General features: G+C 35.3%; 19 protein-coding genes. 7 read left to right on the top strand and 12 right to left on the bottom strand.

Going from position 1 to position 18,836, the window contains the following annotated elements; genetic code table 11:
- Positions 1-430 precede the first annotated feature (430 nt).
- The 3 genes from repM (at position 431) to AC4CUZ_RS19595 (ending at position 2,332) form a co-directional block, all read left to right on the top strand.
- Positions 431-1,381: a replication initiation protein RepM gene (repM, locus tag AC4CUZ_RS19605; protein ID WP_490748136.1), complete on the top strand. Its 951-nt coding sequence runs from the start codon at positions 431-433 to the stop codon at positions 1,379-1,381.
- Between the two features lie 76 nt (positions 1,382-1,457).
- Entirely contained in the window at positions 1,458-1,703 is a 246-nt protein-coding gene (locus AC4CUZ_RS19600) for a hypothetical protein (protein WP_005404787.1), read from the top strand.
- A 77-nt stretch (positions 1,704-1,780) separates the two neighbouring features.
- The gene (locus tag AC4CUZ_RS19595; RefSeq protein WP_005404788.1) at positions 1,781-2,332 is read left to right on the top strand and encodes a plasmid replication DNA-binding protein; all 552 of its coding nucleotides are present in this window, start codon (positions 1,781-1,783) and stop codon (positions 2,330-2,332) included.
- A 203-nt stretch (positions 2,333-2,535) separates the two neighbouring features.
- Here the strand turns inward: AC4CUZ_RS19595 and AC4CUZ_RS19590 are convergent, their stop codons facing one another.
- Together AC4CUZ_RS19590 and AC4CUZ_RS19585 are read right to left on the bottom strand one after the other, a co-directional pair.
- On the bottom strand, positions 2,536-2,895 hold the full coding sequence (locus AC4CUZ_RS19590; protein WP_224223039.1) for a DUF4829 domain-containing protein: 360 nt from the start codon (positions 2,893-2,895) through the stop codon (positions 2,536-2,538).
- A 111-nt stretch (positions 2,896-3,006) separates the two neighbouring features.
- A protein-coding gene (locus AC4CUZ_RS19585) for an IS4-like element ISAba1 family transposase (RefSeq protein WP_100222414.1) occupies positions 3,007-4,097 on the bottom strand; the annotation gives its coding sequence in 2 pieces (ribosomal slippage) (positions 3,007-3,557 and positions 3,557-4,097; 1,092 coding nt in all).
- Between the two features lie 152 nt (positions 4,098-4,249).
- Here AC4CUZ_RS19585 and AC4CUZ_RS19580 point away from each other — a divergent pair.
- Positions 4,250-5,080 (top strand): alpha/beta fold hydrolase, encoded by an 831-nt coding sequence (locus AC4CUZ_RS19580; RefSeq protein WP_004993657.1) that lies wholly within the window; start codon positions 4,250-4,252, stop codon positions 5,078-5,080.
- A 107-nt stretch (positions 5,081-5,187) separates the two neighbouring features.
- Positions 5,188-6,708 carry a catalase gene (locus AC4CUZ_RS19575; RefSeq protein ID WP_004993659.1) on the top strand — a complete coding sequence of 507 codons (1,521 nt, stop codon included), beginning with the start codon at positions 5,188-5,190 and terminating at the stop codon, positions 6,706-6,708.
- Between the two features lie 76 nt (positions 6,709-6,784).
- Here AC4CUZ_RS19575 and AC4CUZ_RS19570 read toward each other — a convergent pair.
- The 7 genes from AC4CUZ_RS19570 to AC4CUZ_RS19540 all read right to left on the bottom strand — a co-directional run bounded on the left by AC4CUZ_RS19570 (position 6,785) and on the right by AC4CUZ_RS19540 (position 13,700).
- A protein-coding gene (locus tag AC4CUZ_RS19570; protein WP_100222414.1) for an IS4-like element ISAba1 family transposase occupies positions 6,785-7,875 on the bottom strand; the annotation gives its coding sequence in 2 pieces (ribosomal slippage) (positions 6,785-7,335 and positions 7,335-7,875; 1,092 coding nt in all).
- An 85-nt stretch (positions 7,876-7,960) separates the two neighbouring features.
- Positions 7,961-8,278, bottom strand: coding sequence for a hypothetical protein (locus AC4CUZ_RS19565; protein WP_490748134.1), 318 nt, complete (start codon positions 8,276-8,278; stop codon positions 7,961-7,963).
- Between the two features lie 2 nt (positions 8,279-8,280).
- A complete protein-coding gene (locus AC4CUZ_RS19560) occupies positions 8,281-8,694 on the bottom strand; it encodes a hypothetical protein (protein WP_490748133.1) in 414 nt (137 codons plus the stop codon).
- Positions 8,695-9,247: 553 nt separating this feature from the next.
- Positions 9,248-10,924, bottom strand: a complete 1,677-nt coding sequence (locus AC4CUZ_RS19555) for an AlwI family type II restriction endonuclease (protein WP_180171066.1) — start codon at positions 10,922-10,924, stop codon at positions 9,248-9,250.
- A 48-nt stretch (positions 10,925-10,972) separates the two neighbouring features.
- Positions 10,973-12,892, bottom strand: coding sequence for a Dam family site-specific DNA-(adenine-N6)-methyltransferase (locus AC4CUZ_RS19550; RefSeq protein WP_262558780.1), 1,920 nt, complete (start codon positions 12,890-12,892; stop codon positions 10,973-10,975).
- The gene (locus tag AC4CUZ_RS19545; RefSeq protein ID WP_180005573.1) at positions 12,885-13,136 is read right to left on the bottom strand and encodes a helix-turn-helix domain-containing protein; all 252 of its coding nucleotides are present in this window, start codon (positions 13,134-13,136) and stop codon (positions 12,885-12,887) included. The genes AC4CUZ_RS19550 and AC4CUZ_RS19545 overlap by 8 nt, the downstream gene beginning before the upstream one ends.
- Positions 13,137-13,475: 339 nt before the next feature.
- Positions 13,476-13,700, bottom strand: coding sequence for an XRE family transcriptional regulator (locus tag AC4CUZ_RS19540; RefSeq protein ID WP_168419460.1), 225 nt, complete (start codon positions 13,698-13,700; stop codon positions 13,476-13,478).
- A gap of 149 nt (positions 13,701-13,849) precedes the next feature.
- Between AC4CUZ_RS19540 and AC4CUZ_RS19535 the strand changes: the two genes are divergently transcribed.
- Positions 13,850-14,095, top strand: a complete 246-nt coding sequence (locus AC4CUZ_RS19535) for a hypothetical protein (protein ID WP_180041282.1) — start codon at positions 13,850-13,852, stop codon at positions 14,093-14,095.
- 258 nt (positions 14,096-14,353) lie between these two features.
- Here AC4CUZ_RS19535 and AC4CUZ_RS19530 read toward each other — a convergent pair whose 3' ends face one another.
- Positions 14,354-14,617, bottom strand: coding sequence for a hypothetical protein (locus tag AC4CUZ_RS19530; protein ID WP_127801456.1), 264 nt, complete (start codon positions 14,615-14,617; stop codon positions 14,354-14,356).
- A 501-nt stretch (positions 14,618-15,118) separates the two neighbouring features.
- On the opposite strand from AC4CUZ_RS19530, the gene AC4CUZ_RS19525 reads away from it, so the two are divergent.
- Positions 15,119-15,442, top strand: coding sequence for a hypothetical protein (locus tag AC4CUZ_RS19525; RefSeq protein ID WP_104442387.1), 324 nt, complete (start codon positions 15,119-15,121; stop codon positions 15,440-15,442).
- Here AC4CUZ_RS19525 and AC4CUZ_RS19520 read toward each other — a convergent pair.
- Positions 15,439-15,648, bottom strand: a complete 210-nt coding sequence (locus AC4CUZ_RS19520) for an antitoxin HicB (RefSeq protein ID WP_490748137.1) — start codon at positions 15,646-15,648, stop codon at positions 15,439-15,441. The genes AC4CUZ_RS19525 and AC4CUZ_RS19520 overlap by 4 nt on opposite strands.
- A gap of 126 nt (positions 15,649-15,774) precedes the next feature.
- A complete protein-coding gene (locus tag AC4CUZ_RS19515; RefSeq protein WP_490748132.1) occupies positions 15,775-16,767 on the bottom strand; it encodes a hypothetical protein in 993 nt (330 codons plus the stop codon).
- Between the last annotated feature and the right edge of the window lie 2,069 nt (positions 16,768-18,836).

Genomic DNA, 18,836 nt, shown 5'->3' with positions numbered 1-18,836 from the left:
CTTGCTATACATGGACGTTTATCTTGCTATACATGGACGTTTATCTTGCTATACATGGACGTTTATCTTGCATATATTGACAAATATTATAATGTCAATTTTAAGGTTGAATTATAAACCACCTAATTGCAATAAGTGTTTGTATTTAATGAATTTTTATTAATTCCGATTATATATTAGATATTTAATAAATATTAAATACATAATATCAAAGATATTATCTTAAAATATCTATATATATTATTGTTTTTATTATAAATAATAGATTAGATAATATATTAAATAAACATTTTATAACCTATTATTTTTAATATACATGGACGTTTATCTTGCTATACATGGACGTTTATCTTGCATAACCTAAAAAATCATTGACATCAAAATATAGTGTCAATATATTGACATCAAATGATCACGTCAAAATAAAGATATGAAAAATACTGTCGTCAAAGATAATGCTTTAATCAATGCTAGTTACAACCTAGATCTAGCAGAGCAAAGACTAATCTTATTAGCTATTGTTGAAGCTAGAGAAAGTGGAAAAGGTATCAATACAAACGACCCACTCGTTGTTCATGCTGAAAGTTATGCACATCAATTTAATGTTCATAGAAATACGGCTTATACAACATTGAAAAATGCTTGTAATGCACTGTTCTTACGTCAGTTTAGCTATCAAGAAAAAAACTCTAAAAACATAGAACATATTAAATCTAGATGGGTTAGTGAAATCAGATATATAGAGAATGAAGCCGTGGTTAAACTTATTTTTTCCCCAGCCATTGTTCCATTAATTACAAGATTAGAAGAACATTTTACTAAATATGAGCTAGAACAAATTAGTAATCTGAGTAGTGCTTATGCAATCCGTTTATATGAGCTTTTAATAGCGTGGCGAAGTACAGGTAAAACGCCAATTTTTGAATTAGCCGATTTTAGAGAAAAATTAGGAGTTGATAAAACAGACTACGCGATAATTTCTGATTTAAAAAAACGAGTACTAGATATTTCAGTTAAACAGCTTAATGAACACACTGACATCACTGTTGAATACGAACAACATAAAAAAGGACGTTCAATTTACGGCTTTTCATTTTTATTTAAAAACAAGCAAACAGAGCAGAATTTAAACTCGACACGAGATCCAAATACCGTAGATCTTGTTTCAAAAATGACTGAGGCTCAGCGACATTTATTTGCTAATAAACTCTCTCAATTACCTGAGATGAGTAAGTACTCCCAAGGCACCGAAAGCTTTCCGCAATTTGCAATTCGTATAGCTGACATGCTGCAAGATCCACATCGTGCTAAAGAACTGTATCCATACTTAGAAAAAGTGGGATTTATGTCAGCTACTAAAAACAATGCTGTTAACAACTAAACTCTCAGTGAGTGAAGGATCCAGAATTAAAATCTGAGACTAAATAATTAAACTATAGTCATATAAGGAATTTGAAATGCTTATTGATGCAATTGCTTTATTAAGTGCTAAAAAAAATACTAAAGGTTATTCAGCTCATATCCAAATTGAGACTTCTGACGGTTCAGAAATTAGTGGCTCTATACAATTAGATCATGAATGGGATTATCAACTCGGCTTTTTGAGAGATTTAATAAATACAGAAGAAGATATGCGTTTTGTTGATAGAACCTTTACCAGTGAGGATTTTAGAAATGGTGTTTTAGGTTACTTAAGCAATTAGGCTTTAAACCTTGAGTGTATTAAAGAATACACTTGTTGTATTCTTTAATACGTCTCCTAAATACACAGTAATACAGTATGAAAACAAGTACAAAATACAGCGTTAGTGATGCTGCAACACTGTATAAAAAATCTCGGGCCACACTCTACAAAGATATAAAAAACGGAGTATTAAGTCGTGATCATGATGGTTCTATCGACTTCTCAGAATTACTTCGTGTCTATGGTGAGCCTTTTGGTGGAAAACACCCAAAACGTATTGACATGTCTCCGATACAAAACCTAGATACACCTGAATACAATGATAAAACAGTGGAAGAACTCAAAAATCAGATTGAGTTTCTAAAGAAACAACTAGAAAAGGCAGAAGATAGAGAAGCAAAAGCTAATTCTCGCATCGACACACTCCTGACCCTCATTGAAATGAAACCATCCCAAGCCACTACAGCTAATAATCATCAACCTGAAACAGATATAGCGATAGATCCAAAACTAGAAACCAAACCTAAAGATGATGGATTGACTATTCCGGTTGAAAAAGAAAACAAGCGAATCCCTGTTCCTGAACACGTAGACCCAGAACCGGAAAAAAGAGGCTTCTGGAGCCGATTCTTTAAGCCGTATGGCTGATCTGATTGTTCACCTGGGCTTATTAAAATCGTGGAACATTGCTCACTTATTGAGCGTGAAACGTGACAAATCAATAAAAAAGCCCAATCGGTGATGATTGGGCTTTTACGTATACGATAAGACAATGATTTATATGAGATAAAAAATTGCATTTCGTATAAGGTGTATTATGTTAATTTTAGCTTTTCTCTATAATTACTATCTTAAGGCCCACTACCAAATTCTGTAATTAGCCAATCAGATTGAGGAGATTGTTTCACAAGAGTAATAAATAAAATATAGTCACCTACTGGACTACCAGCATCATCTATATGGACGACTTTAACTTTTACCATCACTGAAATAATTTTATAAAATTCTTGATAATACTCAGGTCTACTTTCCGCTGAATCATAATTAATCCTTACTACTTCTAAAATTTTTGAGTCTTTGAAAGAGAGAAACCTTTCAGAACTTTTTAAATCTTCATGTAATCGCGCATCTGGCCAAACATATTTGATTGCTGATTCTAGATCATGTTTAGCAAGTGAATTAAAGAAAAGTATTGTTGTCTGTGTTGCCATCTCTTTATCATGATTTAATTTCTGTTTGTATGAATTAATGATTAGAAGTAGACATAGACCTACAAGTAAAATTCCTAATTTTATAAATATTTTCTCTGTACACGACAAATTTCACAGAACCCTTATCCTATCAGGATTCTGCTTTCTTAAAATTGCCAAAATTTCCTTAAACTCTTCTTTTTTCCCAAAACCAATTAAACGCTGAATCGCCATTTGAACATAGTCTAAACCATAGCGAAATAAACTCATTGAGAGTCGTCCATGCTTCTTTATTTTTATCGCTTTTTTTTGATTATGTTGCCATTCACCCGTTAAGTAACACCAACAGAAGCTTATAGCTAACACCGCAATCAATTTTTTCACTCGTCTAGGGTCTGTCAAGCGCGTATTTTCAAGATTAAACCCGCGTCCTTTGAGACAACTGAATAAGGTTTCAATTTCCCAGCGTAATGCATAATCCTGAATAGCATTGGCATTAAACTGAGGAGAAACGACGAGTAAAAGCTCTCCATTTTCTAACTGTAGTGCACTTATATATAGTTTCACCCGACCAACCAAAATCCGTCGTTTACGACATTCAATTTGACCAACTTTAAGATGGCGAAATAAATCACTAATTTTATGATTCTTTCCTAAATGATTGGTGACAATGAAGTTTTTTTAACACGAATGCAGAAGTTGATGTCTTGTTCAATTAACCATGTAAACCACTGCTCACCGATAAACTCTCTGTCTGCGAACACATTCACAATACGGTCTTTACCAAAAATGGCTATAAAGCGTTGAATCAAAGCAATACGCTCTTTCGTATCTGAATTTCCACGTTTATTAAGCAATGTCCAAAGGATAGGTATCGCTATTCCACGATAAACGATTGCGAGCATCAGGATATTAATATTTCGTTTTCCCCATTTCCAATTGGTTCTATCTAAAGTCAGTTGCACTTTGTCGAATGAAAACATATTGAAAATCAACTGAGAAATTTGACGATAATCAAAATACTGACCTGCAAAGAAGCGCTGCATACGTCGATAAAATGATTGTGGTAAGCACTTGATGGGCAAGGCTTTAGATGCAGAAGAAAGATTACATGTTTGCTTTAAAATGATCACAAGCATGATGAGCGCAAAGCACTTTAAATGTGACTTGTTCCATTTTAGAGATTTGTTTAAGATAAGATATAACTCATTGAGATGTGTCATAGTATTCGTCGTTAGAAAACAATTATTGTGACATTATTTCAATGAGTTATCTATTTTTGTCGTGTACAGAGATAGTTTTTATAGAAATCAGAAATACATATTTATTCGTTCTGATTCACTTTCATTATCAATAAAAATGCGGAGATTTTAATATGAGTTTTGTTACTACAAATGACGGTGTCCAAATTTTCTATAAAGACTGGGGGCCTAAAGATGCTCCTGTTATTTTCTTCCACCATGGTTGGCCACTAAGTGCCGACGATTGGGATGCACAAATGATGTTCTTCCTCGGTGAAGGTTTCCGTGTCATTGCAACGGATCGACGTGGACATGGTCGTTCAGAGCAGGTTTGGGATGGACATGATATGGATCATTACGCCGATGACACTGCTGCTGTGGTCAAGCATCTTGGTGTTCAAGGTGCTGTACACGTAGGACATTCAACAGGTGGTGGCGTTGTTGCACGTTATATCACGCGTCATCCTGAGGATCCTGTATCTAAAGGTGTTTTGATTTCGGCTGTGCCACCGCTCATGGTTAAAACAGATGATAATCCAAATGGCATCGACAAATCAGTCTTTGATGATTTTCAAAAGAATACTAAAGAAAACCGCGCACAGTTCTTCTATGACGTGCCAGCAGGACCATTCTATGGTTATAACCGAGATGGCGTAACACCATCTGAACCAGTGATCCAAAACTGGTGGAGACAGGGTATGATGGGTGGAGCAAAGGCACATTATGACAGTATCGTTGCCTTTTCACAGACTGATTTCCGTGATGATTTGAAGAGTATTACCATTCCGATGATGGTGATGCACGGCTTAGATGATCAGGTCGTTCCATTTGAGTTGTCGGGTCAAAAATCGGCTGATTTGCTACAAAACTGTGTACTAAAGACCTATGAGGGCTTCCCTCATGGCATGCCGACAACTGAAGCTAAAACCATTAACAGAGATTTATTAGCGTTTATTCGCAGCTAATTGATTTGTGTTAAAACTGAATAATAGAAATATGAGATGGTCAGAGAGTAATCTTTGACTATCTTTTATTTTAAATCACAGCAATTATAATTTTCAGGTGCATAATAATGAACAATGATCAAAAAAAATGTCCTGTCACCCACCTCACCACTGATTTTGGCGCACCCGTTGTCGACAACCAAAACAGTATGACGGCAGGTGCTCGTGGCCCTCTCCTCGCTCAAGATCTATGGTTAAATGAAAAGCTTGCCAACTTTGTTCGTGAAGTGATTCCTGAACGTCGTATGCATGCCAAAGGGTCTGGTGCATTTGGTACTTTTACGGTTACACATGATATTACCCAATATACCCGTGCTAAAATTTTTAGTGAAGTGGGTAAGCAAACACCTATGTTTGCACGTTTTACGACTGTTGCAGGTGAGCGTGGTGCTGCAGATGCAGAACGTGATATCCGTGGATTTGCCCTAAAGTTTTATACCGAAGAAGGCAACTGGGATATGGTCGGAAATAATACCCCTGTGTTTTTCTTACGTGACCCTCGTAAATTCCCAGACCTGAATAAAGCAGTAAAACGTGACCCACGAACCAACTTACGTAGTACAACCTATAACTGGGATTTCTGGACATTGCTTCCAGAAGCACTGCATCAAGTGACGATTGTCATGTCAGATCGTGGTATTCCAAAAAGCTATCGTCATATGCATGGTTTTAGTAGCCATACCTATAGTTTTATTAATGCAAATAATGAACGTTTTTGGGTCAAATTTCATTTTCGTACCCAACAAGGTATTGAAAATTTAACCAATAGTGAAGCAGCTCAAGTGATTGCCGATGATCGTGAAAGCAATCAACGTGATTTATATGAAGCCATTGAACGCCAAGACTTTCCAAAGTGGAAAATGTGCGTACAAATCATGCCTGAAACGGATGCAGAAAAAGTACCCTACCATCCTTTTGATTTAACCAAAGTTTGGCCACATGGCGATTATCCACTGATTGAAGTGGGTGAATTTGAACTGAATAAAAACCCTGAAAACTTCTTTTTAGATGTTGAGCAATCAGCATTTGCCCCAAGCAATCTTGTACCAGGTATTAGTGTTTCACCTGACCGTATGTTACAAGCTCGTTTGTTTAACTATGCAGACGCACAACGTTATCGTTTAGGGTCAAATTACCAACAGATTCCAGTCAATGCTGCCCGTTGTCCTGTACATTCGAATCATCGTGATGGTCAAGGTCGTAGTGATGATAATTATGGTAGCTTGCCACACTATGAGCCGAATAGTTTCGGTCAATGGCAAGAGCAACCTCAGTTCAAAGAACCTCCTTTAAAAATCACAGGTGATGCTGATTTTTGGGACTTCCGAGAGGATGATTCTGACTACTTCAGTCAACCACGCGCTTTGTTTAATTTAATGAAGGATTCACAAAAACAAGCTTTATTTAATAATACCGCTGCTGCAATGGGTGATGCTTTAGATTTCATTAAATATCGTCATATCCGTAATTGTTATTCATGTGATCCCGCTTATGGTGAAGGTGTGGCAAAAGCTTTAGGGATGACAGTTGCAGATGCTCAAGCGGCACGTGAAACGGATCCTGCGAAAGGTTTGCCAAGTTTCTTGTAATTTAATATTTTTAGAAATCTGATACTACTGTGTCAGATTTCCAAACTATAAGTATTTGCTCTGTACACGACAAATTTCACAGAACCCTTATCCTATCAGGATTCTGCTTTCTTAAAATTGCCAAAATTTCCTTAAACTCTTCTTTTTTCCCAAAACCAATTAAACGCTGAATCGCCATTTGAACATAGTCTAAACCATAGCGAAATAAACTCATTGAGAGTCGTCCATGCTTCTTTATTTTTATCGCTTTTTTTTGATTATGTTGCCATTCACCCGTTAAGTAACACCAACAGAAGCTTATAGCTAACACCGCAATCAATTTTTTCACTCGTCTAGGGTCTGTCAAGCGCGTATTTTCAAGATTAAACCCGCGTCCTTTGAGACAACTGAATAAGGTTTCAATTTCCCAGCGTAATGCATAATCCTGAATAGCATTGGCATTAAACTGAGGAGAAACGACGAGTAAAAGCTCTCCATTTTCTAACTGTAGTGCACTTATATATAGTTTCACCCGACCAACCAAAATCCGTCGTTTACGACATTCAATTTGACCAACTTTAAGATGGCGAAATAAATCACTAATTTTATGATTCTTTCCTAAATGATTGGTGACAATGAAGTTTTTTTAACACGAATGCAGAAGTTGATGTCTTGTTCAATTAACCATGTAAACCACTGCTCACCGATAAACTCTCTGTCTGCGAACACATTCACAATACGGTCTTTACCAAAAATGGCTATAAAGCGTTGAATCAAAGCAATACGCTCTTTCGTATCTGAATTTCCACGTTTATTAAGCAATGTCCAAAGGATAGGTATCGCTATTCCACGATAAACGATTGCGAGCATCAGGATATTAATATTTCGTTTTCCCCATTTCCAATTGGTTCTATCTAAAGTCAGTTGCACTTTGTCGAATGAAAACATATTGAAAATCAACTGAGAAATTTGACGATAATCAAAATACTGACCTGCAAAGAAGCGCTGCATACGTCGATAAAATGATTGTGGTAAGCACTTGATGGGCAAGGCTTTAGATGCAGAAGAAAGATTACATGTTTGCTTTAAAATGATCACAAGCATGATGAGCGCAAAGCACTTTAAATGTGACTTGTTCCATTTTAGAGATTTGTTTAAGATAAGATATAACTCATTGAGATGTGTCATAGTATTCGTCGTTAGAAAACAATTATTGTGACATTATTTCAATGAGTTATCTATTTTTGTCGTGTACAGAGAAATATTTTAGACATTATAATTTCACTTTTATCTTTCGAAAAAACGCATAACCGACTAAAAGACACATAAGCCAAAATAAATAATCAAGAATAAAATATAAAAAAATGAATTGATCTATTCCTATAATAATATTTAAAGGATCTAGCGCTATACTACCGCCTGGAGATATTTCACCATCTACTAAAAACTGTAATGGAAATCCTCCTCCTATAACTTCAACTTTTTCAAGCTTATCTACAACTATGCGAGCAACTAATATATTTTTTTGATAAAGCAAAGATACATAAGTCAAAATAATCGCTAAGAAATTAAAATATAATATTTTTTTCATAACTATTCTTTATCTTTTAAATTAATTAAAAACAGCCAATAACATAAGCCAGGAAAGAGAGCCATAAAAATAGTCCATGTATTGGTATACATTTTCCACCATTCTTTCGAAACTTCTCCTGTATGGCTCCATCCAAAAAGAACAAAAAATGGCATAGCAATAATTAAAGAGCTAATACAGATAGTTAGCAAATTAAGAATACTATAACGATTTAAAAGAATTGAGACCATAAAGCTAAAAGGTACTGTCAAAATACTATAAGCCAAGTAAACAAGACCATGCCCTGCAAAAACCACAAAAATTGAATATAGACTATATTCACGATTCATTATGATAAATAGCAATGCTGTGAAAAAAAGTAGTGGTAAAGGAGCAAGTAAGAGAGCTTTTACTATTTTTTCTTTTGAGTATTTCATTAACTTAATTCTCTTATCTACTCAATAACTATTCATACTATACCGATTTTCTTGGAGGTCGTTTGCTTCCATTTAACATAATGGGCATTATACGAAGTACACTTGTATATTAACTGGAATATCAAGCACTTATTCAAATCAGAAAAATCCAAGAATGAGCAAAAAGCCGATTTTGAAACAAGTCGGCTTTTTTATGAGCGGTTTTGATAGTTCTTGCCAATAAAATCGATCAAAAAACACCCATACTTCGCTTTTTCCCTGATAACTCAATGCCTGCACTTCGGAAATTATCCGCAATTTCTGCGGATAAACCTGGGACAGTTTTTAGCCGGTCTTGTACGCATATGCTCACAACAATTCCGGCCCTTTGCGGCTGTCCAGGCTCCTGAAATTTTTTTATGATGGATTCATCAGGAACAGGAAGTTCTACACAATAATAAGAACAACGATACGCACAAGGACTGTAAGGTACGACAGGAGTTATACCGAGCAAACCCATACGAAAAACCCCGGCAGGATGCCGGGGTTTTTTATTTTTAGGAAAAATAACCAATTAGATAGCTCTAGTAAACTTATTAGTAATCTCATTTTTCCATTGTGGAGCCGTTAAAGCCTCTCGCAATTTTAAACTTTCATCCATCATTTTCTTCAAGTCAAAAATACCTGCTTCCAATTGATTTTTCTCTCTTAGTGATTCCAAATATTTTTTAAAACTTCCTAAAGTTAATGGCAAAATTTTCACATCCATAAGTTCTTCTTGATGATACCAAGCACCATGCCTGAATGTTTCTGCTGTATTAGTGTCAATAGTAAGTGCAAGGAACAAACCATAAACATCTTTATCAGGTGTATTCACTGTTTCTACCGCAATATGTCGTCTTACAGGTTCACCTTCAGCTGCTTCCTGTCTAGAGTTTGACGTTAATGTAACTTCTCCAAGAATTTTAAAATTTTCATACTCAAAGATTACATCAGCCCCCCCCCCTGGAGCATGATGAATAGGTTTAAAGTCCTGATCCACCTTAAATCTCCGACATTGTTGCGGCTCAATGATTAAATGATTTAAAGCTAAAAATGCTCTCCACAAGACCCATTCAAAATATGCTGGTTTTTCTCCTGACGGAATAGAAATCTCTTTATCACCAATCTCAATTGACATTGGTCTAGGTGAAATTAGCACATCCATATAAGCAAGAATTTCATCCCACTCATTCTTTTGATTTTCAGCAAATTTTTTCTCATTATTTTCAAAAAGTAGCTCTTCTAAGTGATATCTATAATTTTTGATTTCACCTATTGGTGCTTGTGATATAGAACTATTTTTTTCAAATAAAATTCTATTTCTATTTAATGTCTCTTCTAATTGCGCGGCTAATAATATGTTTGTTTCTTTATGATCTGTTGGTAAAGGAGCACCTTTCTGAATTTTTAAATCAGATTGACTTATATCAAAGGTTCCATACATTTCTATTAGCTTATCAATGACTATTTTTTTGTCATCAATGAAACAAATTCCCTTACCAGAGGCAGTAAATAAACCTGTAGATTTTAAATATCTTAAATTAGTATCAGCATAGTCTTTGATACTAGGAGCTTGAATTTCTGCTTTAGCAGACTTCGATTGATATAATTCTCTATCAAATTTCTTTTTTGATGAAGATGCTTGCCTATTACTTCTGATAGTAAGAATTTCATCAACACATTGATTTATATCTGAATAACTAAATGTTAATTGGATAACTGCTGCCATTTCTTGAAAGGAAATTTTACTAGTTCCTGTTCTATTTTCTAATTCCTTCATGATGTGAAGCGTTAACATCAAAGGAGAAAAAAATCCTATTGAATCATCTGAATTTTGAGCTTCACAAGAATATAGAATTAATGACCTTAAATAGCACTCCTGATCAGACTGTAAAGTTTGACTATTGAGAAGATTCCTACCATTTTCAGTTAAAATATAAATTTGATTAAATTGTTCTATAAACCCCAATTTTTCTAACGCGGAACGCCATTTTCTACCAACACTATATGTTGTATCACTAAAGCCAGAGGTATCTTTTGCTTCAAAATTAGAACTAATAATTCCACCATCAACCAATGCTTTGCAGAATACTAATTCTTTCTCCTTTGTCCCCCTAATGTCCCCATTAGTTGAAGCAAAAACTTTTAGCCCATCAATCAGTCTGAAAGGGCTACGAACTGTTGTATTTCCAAGAAGCCACGTGCTCATAATTATAAAAAAAAAGGAATAAAAATAAGATTTTATTCCTTTTTCCCTTTAGTAAGCTACAAATAAGTACTCTTGAACTGTATTACGGTTGTCCCCAACCTTAGTTGCTTGATTACCAAATGAATACTTATAATCTATTGGTATCACATCTACGTTTTCCTTATATTTACGTAACATAACCAACATTTCATCCATATTCGGAAGGCTATTAGATGAATACGATATAATAAGAATATTTTCCTTATACTTCTCAAATAACGTATCAAAAGCAACATAGACATCTTTTCGAGATGAAAAAGGCGTTGGATAAGATTTAAATTTCTTTGTCTTGGTATGCTCTTGAATTTCAATTTCTTTCCAATCCAGAGATAACCCTTCGACAAAATGGTACCTTCTAACATATTCATTATCCGAACATGTCGAATAATAAGGAGGATCAATATAAATCAAACAATTATCAGGTAGTTCAACGTCTAAAGCATTTTTTCGGTATGAAATATTTGATTGATGATTATCAAAAATAGACTGATTAATTGCTTCTACAGCATTCAAAAACTGTTCTTCTAATGTCAGAACTAAGTCTTTTCTTCCGTCATCATAACGATGACCGGTGTATGTAAAAATTCCACGAGGTCTCTTTTTCATACACGCGCGAATCAATGCACTTCTAGCAATCGCTTGCTCATATTCATTATCAAGCTTCGGAATGTTAGATCGAATAATATCAATCAACAAATTCTCATCATCAGAAAAATATAGATCCTTAAATTTTTTCTGGACGAAATCATCTATCGGATACTTTTCTATTAACAATGATCTGGCTTTTTCATCACTTAAAATCACATGATTATTCTCTACCATCGCTTTTGTGAAAGTGTGTGACATATTCATATAATCATTTGTTATTACTTGCCTACCTAGCGTTTTAAACAAATAGCTGACTATGCCTGATCCAGAGAATAAATCTACTAATATTGGTGAATTAAATTGTTCAACGATACCTAAAATATAAGGGAGTAATTTCTGCTTAGACCCCATATATCTTGTTGAAGGATATAATTTTATTTGTTCAGATAATGTTGAAATTTTTTCCAAATTCAAACTAAATTTCTCATTTTTTTGAGTATTTGAGATAATTACATCTTCACCTTTTCGTGTTTTCGAATCACATGAAATATGTCTTTTTGTCTGGATAACTTCATACTTAAATCCATGATAAAGATTTTCAACTATAGAATGATTAGAGTTAGTCAAAAAAACATGACATCCCTTATCGCTCAAAGCTTTATATGCTTTAGCTAAGTTTTCATGATCTTCTAAATAAAATTGCTCTTTAGTATATCTTTTAAAATCTGCATATTCTGAAATAGGTACATAAGGAGGATCTAAAAAAATCAAATCATTTGGACAGGCAAAATTTTCTAAAACGTCCAAATAATCAGAACAAACGATTTTTGCCTTGGATAATAAAATAGAAGCTACTCTTAAATTATCCTCATCTAAAATCTTAGGATTTTTGTATTTTCCAAAAGGCACATTAAAGTGTCCCTTTTTATTCACTCTATACAGACCATTAAAACAGGTTTTATTCAAGTAAATTGTTCGAGCAGCAGCTTCTACTGAAGATAACGTCTCCCTATCTTGAGAACGAACTTCATAAAACATTTCTTCGGTATTTTTAAATTTTTTTAACTCAGCAATTACAGCCTCAACATCATCTGCGACTGTACGATATAAGTTAATCAGTTCAGGATTACTATCAGCAATTACGGCATTCTCAGGTTGTAATGCAAAAAAGACTGCTCCTCCCCCAAAAAAAGGCTCAATATACTTTCCATAATAGTTTGGAAATCTAGGCAAAATTGAGTCTAACATTTGCGTTTTACCACCAGCCCATTTAAGAATCGGCTTACATTTAATTTTTTGTGGTACTGCATCACTCAAGTTTACTAAAAGAGGTTTATTCACTTACTATTTTCCCCTCATTAGTACCACAATTATATTCTTTTACTTTTTCAAAAATTTCATAAAAATCTATACCTTGATCTTTCATTGAAGAAGTTAAAGAAATGATAATGGCTATATGTGAAGGAACAAAACCAACTTTATGATAGTTAGTTATAGAATTGGGATTCATCCCCAATAGTTCAGCAAATTCTTTAATGGTAAGACCTGCTTTACCGATTAATCGCTGGAATTCTGAATAAGGCATAAGGCATAGTAAAATCTAAAAAAATTTAAAGCATTATAACACATATTGATATGTGTTAAGCACACCAATATATGTGTTTTTTTGTGCGATTAAAAATTTAACATAAAATCTCTTATGCGAAATTCAGTTGTAACCCCCAAATAGAAATGTCCGGTTTACCGATTGCTCGACCTAAGATCTCAGAACATAAGAGTTTGATGATCACCCTGGTTCTCACAACTCGATACTTATTGAAAAGTTCTATCGAGGCTTATAAGTCCCTGAAACAAAAAAATGCCTGAAGTTCAGGCATTTTTTTCGTCATCACTAACAGCTTAAAACAATCAAAAAACGAGAGTCTTAGTCTTTTGAATACGACTTAATTTTTTCAAAAATAGGGTAAAAGTCTATACCCTCATCTTTCATACTAGAAAGTAAGTAAACCAGAACAGCGATATGAGTAGGTACTTTTCCGATCTTTTTATAGTTAGTTATGGAATTTGGGTTCATGTCCAATAAGGTTGCAAATTCCTTAATTGAAAGACCTGCTTTCCCCATAAGTCTTTGAAATTCTTCGTATGGCATCGTGATAAATACAATCTGTTTGAATAAGAAGTATAACACAGACTATAAAACTTAAAAAAACACATAAAAAATGTGTTAAACACATTATTTGTGTGTTATAAATAGCTTATCAGATAACCTATTTATCCTTAGTATCGGAGAAATATACGATGTACTCATACCCGAATTCAAATACTGAAAAGAAAATTGCGCTTATGATCATCAATGACTTTTTTATTCAAAAAGCCCATGAACTGTGGATTTTTTTACAACTCGACCAAAGCTTTAACGATTATGAAGCAACATTGATTTGGACTCGACGTTATCTAGAAGAACATCCAGAAGGTGAATACAGTGATATTCAAAAAGCCTTTGTTTCTTGTTTCCCAGAACACTTCTTCAGCTTTGACTGTTAATTTATGAGAGGTACGGTAAAAAATCGCAATGGGTAAGTAAATCCCAAATAGAAAGAGCCAGTTCATACAACTGGCTTTTTATTGTCACGTATAAATCTAAGACTTTCTTTGAGCATACTAAAATTGATGTTCCACGGCATCTAAGACATTGATTTTAGGTTCAGGATTGGGGCCGCCATGACGTTACTTTAGGGGGTACTCTAAATTTACAGAACATCTCTTATTCGAAATTCGATCGAATGGGAGTAAAAGCCTGCCTCAATTCGAATTAATTTTACGTTTTTTAATTTTAAAAGTTCGTCGCCCAGCAAGTCGGTAAGCAAGGTCAGGATTCCGGCCGTCCAAGTGTTTAACCAAAATTGGCACACCATTCGGTGTTTTACTCATTAAATTATCATTTTCTACATACAGCACTGTTCCTCTTTGCGCTGCGGCAATAAAGCGGTCTCGAAGTACATTTGCAGCTTTGGCAGCAATACCTGATTCATTGTCATCTTCATCAATTAGATCTACTGTTGACATAGTGCCGTACTCCCAATTAGCTGATATATGAATCATATTACAAGTCGGGTAGACAGGATAAAGAACTAGAGACCTTTCTACATATAATGCTCTGATCGACACACACAATAGCTTCTTTCCACATCAAGGTAGGTATTATGTGTGATCTGAATTTTATATTTAATTTCAATAACTTATAAATATTAATGTTTGAGTTTTATTTTTGCCACATAAACAAAATAATATTTAAAATCAAATGCTTATATTTTATAAAAAATTTAAAGCTTAGCATCACACATCATAGCTACCTAAATTAGCTCCATTAGGTAGCTATCATGTGTGTCGATATTAAAAATTATGTTTAATTTCAATGTATTAATAGAATTCAACTCTTTATAATTTTGATATTTTTTTTACAAAGCACGGGATCATCTAACAGAAATTTTTTCCCTTTTTTAATCCTGGATATTTAGAATCGGTAGAAATTTCTTCACTTAAAAATTTAACTGCCTAGAGAGCAAAATGAATCCTATAACTTTTCAGAAACTGGAAAAAATGAATAAGCACTGCAAGGCTTGTGTTAAAGCCTATGCACTTTTGACTTTGTTGAGTCTGGTGACTTTTTTCATCTATTTTTTTAATCGTTTCACATTAGAAATTCTCGTTACGGACACGACTGCTCTATTTCCGGTTATCAAAATGGAAGCGTTGGCACTTGGGATAATGCACATTGTTTACTGCTTCTTTTTTAAATATGTCGATAAAAAACTTCAAATATTCGGCTTAGATTCAAATAATCTGAATGAATACATCCAGCGGAATCAGGCATTTTTCCAAAAATATTAAGGTATGGCTTCTCCAGTGGAACTCATGTCTTGTAATACATCAAAGACAAGTCTCTCAATGCCTGAGCGTGCTTTATCACGGTCTGGATCTAGCCAGGATAGCGAAGGGAATTCGGCACAGAGTCCAATAAATTCTCCGTCCTCGGCGGACCACTTCACACTATATGAATAGCGGTCTTCAATCTTAAAATCGAGCAAAGCTTTCATATATTTGGCTGCGTGTTTTGTATCAGCTCTCAAATCATCAATTTCTTGGCGTGTCAGATAATAATCATCAGGATATTTAGGCATAATTTTCCACCAGTGTTGATTCCGATTAATTAAGAAAATACCCTATACCTCAATTTTATTGGATTTCTCCCTCTGTTTTTCGTGTTTTGTAATGAAAGCTTCCATTAATACACTCACATAACAAGATTCAGCTTCTTGATACGGTGTATTGTTGGCAATCATATTTTTAATCTTTTTAATATATGAAAGCTTTAATGTCCTGGCTCCATGATCAAACCAGGGATGATTATACTTATCGTTGAATAAGCGTTTTTCCAGATGATACAAATTCCCAATCTGCTGACGTACGCCACGGTAGCCTAAATACCCCTCCAAGGCCCGGAAATGGCGTTCAAAATAGGCTTTCTTCTCATCCAGACTAGCATTTTTTTCAATCAGGTTCTGGAACCGTAAGACGACCCTTTTTCCTTGTTCCAGTTGTTCCTTATAGGCTTTATCAGTTAGACGCCAGGTCCAGTCTGTAGCGTGTTTTTCGTTGGTCCAATTCTTGGCTTGAAGCTCTTTAATACTTTTTTTCGGCTTGGTCAGACGTACCAATTCATATTTACCAGAGCGGATTGGATCAACATCGCCGATATAGTTAAAAGATTCTGAACTTGGACAAATCTCAAAGATTCTACGGTTAATCTTCACTAAATCTTGTTTGTCTTTTTTATTCAAAACCTTTTGAGTTTTTTCATCAAATAAGAAAGCATCACTGGTTCGACAAAACAGGTAAGCCTCTACTTGCACTAAAAAACCAGGTTCATTTTTAGCAATTTTTTCCCAACACTCATTTTCACTCAGCCCTGGTAAATAACTATAACTGAAATTAACTAGCAAGCTAAAAACCGGCTCACTGTTCAATCTTCTCCGATAGGTTTGCTGAGCTGTTTCCAGTAAATGATAACGTTCAATCCATTTAGCAATCATATGAGTTGCTTCATTATTATTCGTATTGAACCTAAATTTCTTAGAAACAAGATCATATTCGTTTGTCATCATTCCCATGACATTTTTTGTAAAGTCTTTAGGAAAGTAGCTGTAATAAATCATTTTTTATTACTCTCAAAGTGATTTTAATAAAGTGATTCTATAAGAGATTTATAAAAGATATTTAGTGAAAATTCTATAAAAAATCCTTAAAAACCCAAAAATTGCATTTTTGAAGTTTTTAAGCAGGATAAGGAACCACCTTTGGTGATTCTATAAATAGCAGTTCCCCGAAATAGGCTTGACGACCGCAACTTGATCAAATATAACGCTTTTAGGGTCTTTGATTTTTTGCGTGGACTGCCAATCCATGAGCCAATTCTTTTCTGTTTGGTTCCTGGGTTGCCTACCCATGAATCAGACACACTCCCCCTTCTTGAGGATTGCCAGTCTTTGAGAAGCTTTAGTGGTGAAGCTGCGTGCGTGAGGAAACTCTAGCTGGCGCGGCTACACGAGGGGCTAGCGGGTGTGACTCCCGCTTTCTACCTGTTCACTCATTTTGATGAATGAACACCCTCCACTCCCAAGGTGGAGGTCAGTTGGGCGACAAGGACACGGGATCACGGTGACGTGGCGGTGGGAGTAACTTCCCTCCTAGGCTGAAAGGGCCGAAACCCTGTATTAAAACAGACAGTCAGAGGACTCACGGAATGAGTAACCTCGTCAATAGCTGATAACCAGACGCTTCAAGTCAAAAACAAAAATAAAGACAAGGGCGTAGGTTATACCCACAGGTGGGCTTTTGAGGGCATCGTGAGGTGTCAGGGTTGCAAGGCGAAAGCTGGCGCAATCGGTACTCGATTTTAGGTGAAACAGTGAAATTGTCGGATGACATTCTGTTTTGCTGTCGAGATCAATGGATAGCTCAAGCCTGTAAGGTCGTCAACATGGTGCTGTTTAGGCTGTGTATGTCGATATGGGTAAGGCGTGAACGTGGATGATTATTAACTGCATACAGCATTGTATAAACCTGATACGACTTGGAACTGCGATCAGGGGAGATAGGAATGTAGGTGTTGTATGCAGGAGATCGGTACGGGTTCTGCCAGTTTTCAGGCAACTGAAAACAACTGTTTTAATACTAACTTGGGAAGCAGTTTTGTTTAATGACGAAGCCGTATTGCTTAAAGATTTCTCTTTAATTTGAAGAGGTCTTTATTCAATCGGAGGCAACTTCCGAAAACAGAACTGTGGGAGAGTGACTTAGTAGGGCTTTGCTGTAATGGCAAAGGAAGCATTTCAATTCGAGTGAAAGGCGAGCGTTGAAATGAGTAACGAAAGGACACGCCATTAAGTTGGAGTGTGTAAGAGAATTGGAAGAATGTGGTTTGAGGATGAAGTTTGGCAACTTCATAGACTTGGCGGTCTAAACCCTCCAGCCACATTTGTAAAAATCGACCTAGAAGATCAGATTCGAGTGGCATCGGATCCAGAAATTCCAAGAACCTTGAGAAAACAAGTGAAATCAAAGTCTTTGATCCGACTTTTTATAAACGGTTAGTGGGGACCTCACTTAAAAAATCCTGACGCAGCCGATTCTGCTGAACGAAATTAAAAATCTGTGTGTCCCTCATCACACATAAATAACTGAGATCAAAGTCCTGAGTACGACTATAAACTGCTTTCCATTTTGCGCTCATTTGCGTTTTAAGCCATTTTCTCTATTTGATATAGGTAATCTTGGTAATCAGTTAAAAAACGCGCCTACCCCCTATTTTTTGCCTCTAATCGTTATATCAGAGCGAGTGTCTACGAGCGAACTGAAAAAAATTGCTTATCCCTTTCCCTGATTACAAGCTCCCTATCCATCAATCACTTGCTTTACAGAGCATCCCGAATGGGTGCGAACTTTCCAAGTTTGAGTACTAAACCGAGCGTAGCGAAAAAAAAGCTGATGAGCGAAGCGAATTCCGAGTTGCTTTTGCTTTTTCTAAAAGTCACGAAAATATTAACCAAAAATTGCCCCAACGAATCGAGCGAAAGCGAGATTCAATAGAGTTTGAGCGAAGCGAAAACCAAGGGCAATTTTTCATGATTCACGTTTTTAATTATTTTTAAATACTTTTAATGTTTTTAGATGCTCTGTAGCCCTATAAAATAAAGGGTTACAGAGCTTATACATGGACGTTTAT

This window comes from Acinetobacter sp. 789_lipA (assembly GCF_058242845.1).
Note: the sequence above shows the minus strand (reverse complement) of the source record. Positions and strands in the feature narration are given on the sequence as shown.

Coding starts and splice junctions, on each gene's coding strand:
- AC4CUZ_RS19595 (WP_005404788.1), top strand. CDS start 1,781: ATGAAAACAAGTACAAAATACAGCGTTAGTGATGCTGCAACACTGTAT.
- AC4CUZ_RS19555 (WP_180171066.1), bottom strand. CDS start 10,924: ATGAGCACGTGGCTTCTTGGAAATACAACAGTTCGTAGCCCTTTCAGA.
- AC4CUZ_RS19520 (WP_490748137.1), bottom strand. CDS start 15,648: ATGAAAGCTTTGCTCGATTTTAAGATTGAAGACCGCTATTCATATAGT.
- AC4CUZ_RS19560 (WP_490748133.1), bottom strand. CDS start 8,694: ATGAAATACTCAAAAGAAAAAATAGTAAAAGCTCTCTTACTTGCTCCT.
- repM (WP_490748136.1), top strand. CDS start 431: ATGAAAAATACTGTCGTCAAAGATAATGCTTTAATCAATGCTAGTTAC.
- AC4CUZ_RS19530 (WP_127801456.1), bottom strand. CDS start 14,617: ATGTCAACAGTAGATCTAATTGATGAAGATGACAATGAATCAGGTATT.
- AC4CUZ_RS19545 (WP_180005573.1), bottom strand. CDS start 13,136: ATGCCTTATTCAGAATTCCAGCGATTAATCGGTAAAGCAGGTCTTACC.
- AC4CUZ_RS19575 (WP_004993659.1), top strand. CDS start 5,188: ATGAACAATGATCAAAAAAAATGTCCTGTCACCCACCTCACCACTGAT.
- AC4CUZ_RS19535 (WP_180041282.1), top strand. CDS start 13,850: ATGTACTCATACCCGAATTCAAATACTGAAAAGAAAATTGCGCTTATG.
- AC4CUZ_RS19515 (WP_490748132.1), bottom strand. CDS start 16,767: ATGATTTATTACAGCTACTTTCCTAAAGACTTTACAAAAAATGTCATG.
- AC4CUZ_RS19525 (WP_104442387.1), top strand. CDS start 15,119: ATGAATCCTATAACTTTTCAGAAACTGGAAAAAATGAATAAGCACTGC.
- AC4CUZ_RS19590 (WP_224223039.1), bottom strand. CDS start 2,895: ATGGCAACACAGACAACAATACTTTTCTTTAATTCACTTGCTAAACAT.
- AC4CUZ_RS19565 (WP_490748134.1), bottom strand. CDS start 8,278: ATGAAAAAAATATTATATTTTAATTTCTTAGCGATTATTTTGACTTAT.
- AC4CUZ_RS19540 (WP_168419460.1), bottom strand. CDS start 13,700: ATGCCATACGAAGAATTTCAAAGACTTATGGGGAAAGCAGGTCTTTCA.
- AC4CUZ_RS19600 (WP_005404787.1), top strand. CDS start 1,458: ATGCTTATTGATGCAATTGCTTTATTAAGTGCTAAAAAAAATACTAAA.
- AC4CUZ_RS19580 (WP_004993657.1), top strand. CDS start 4,250: ATGAGTTTTGTTACTACAAATGACGGTGTCCAAATTTTCTATAAAGAC.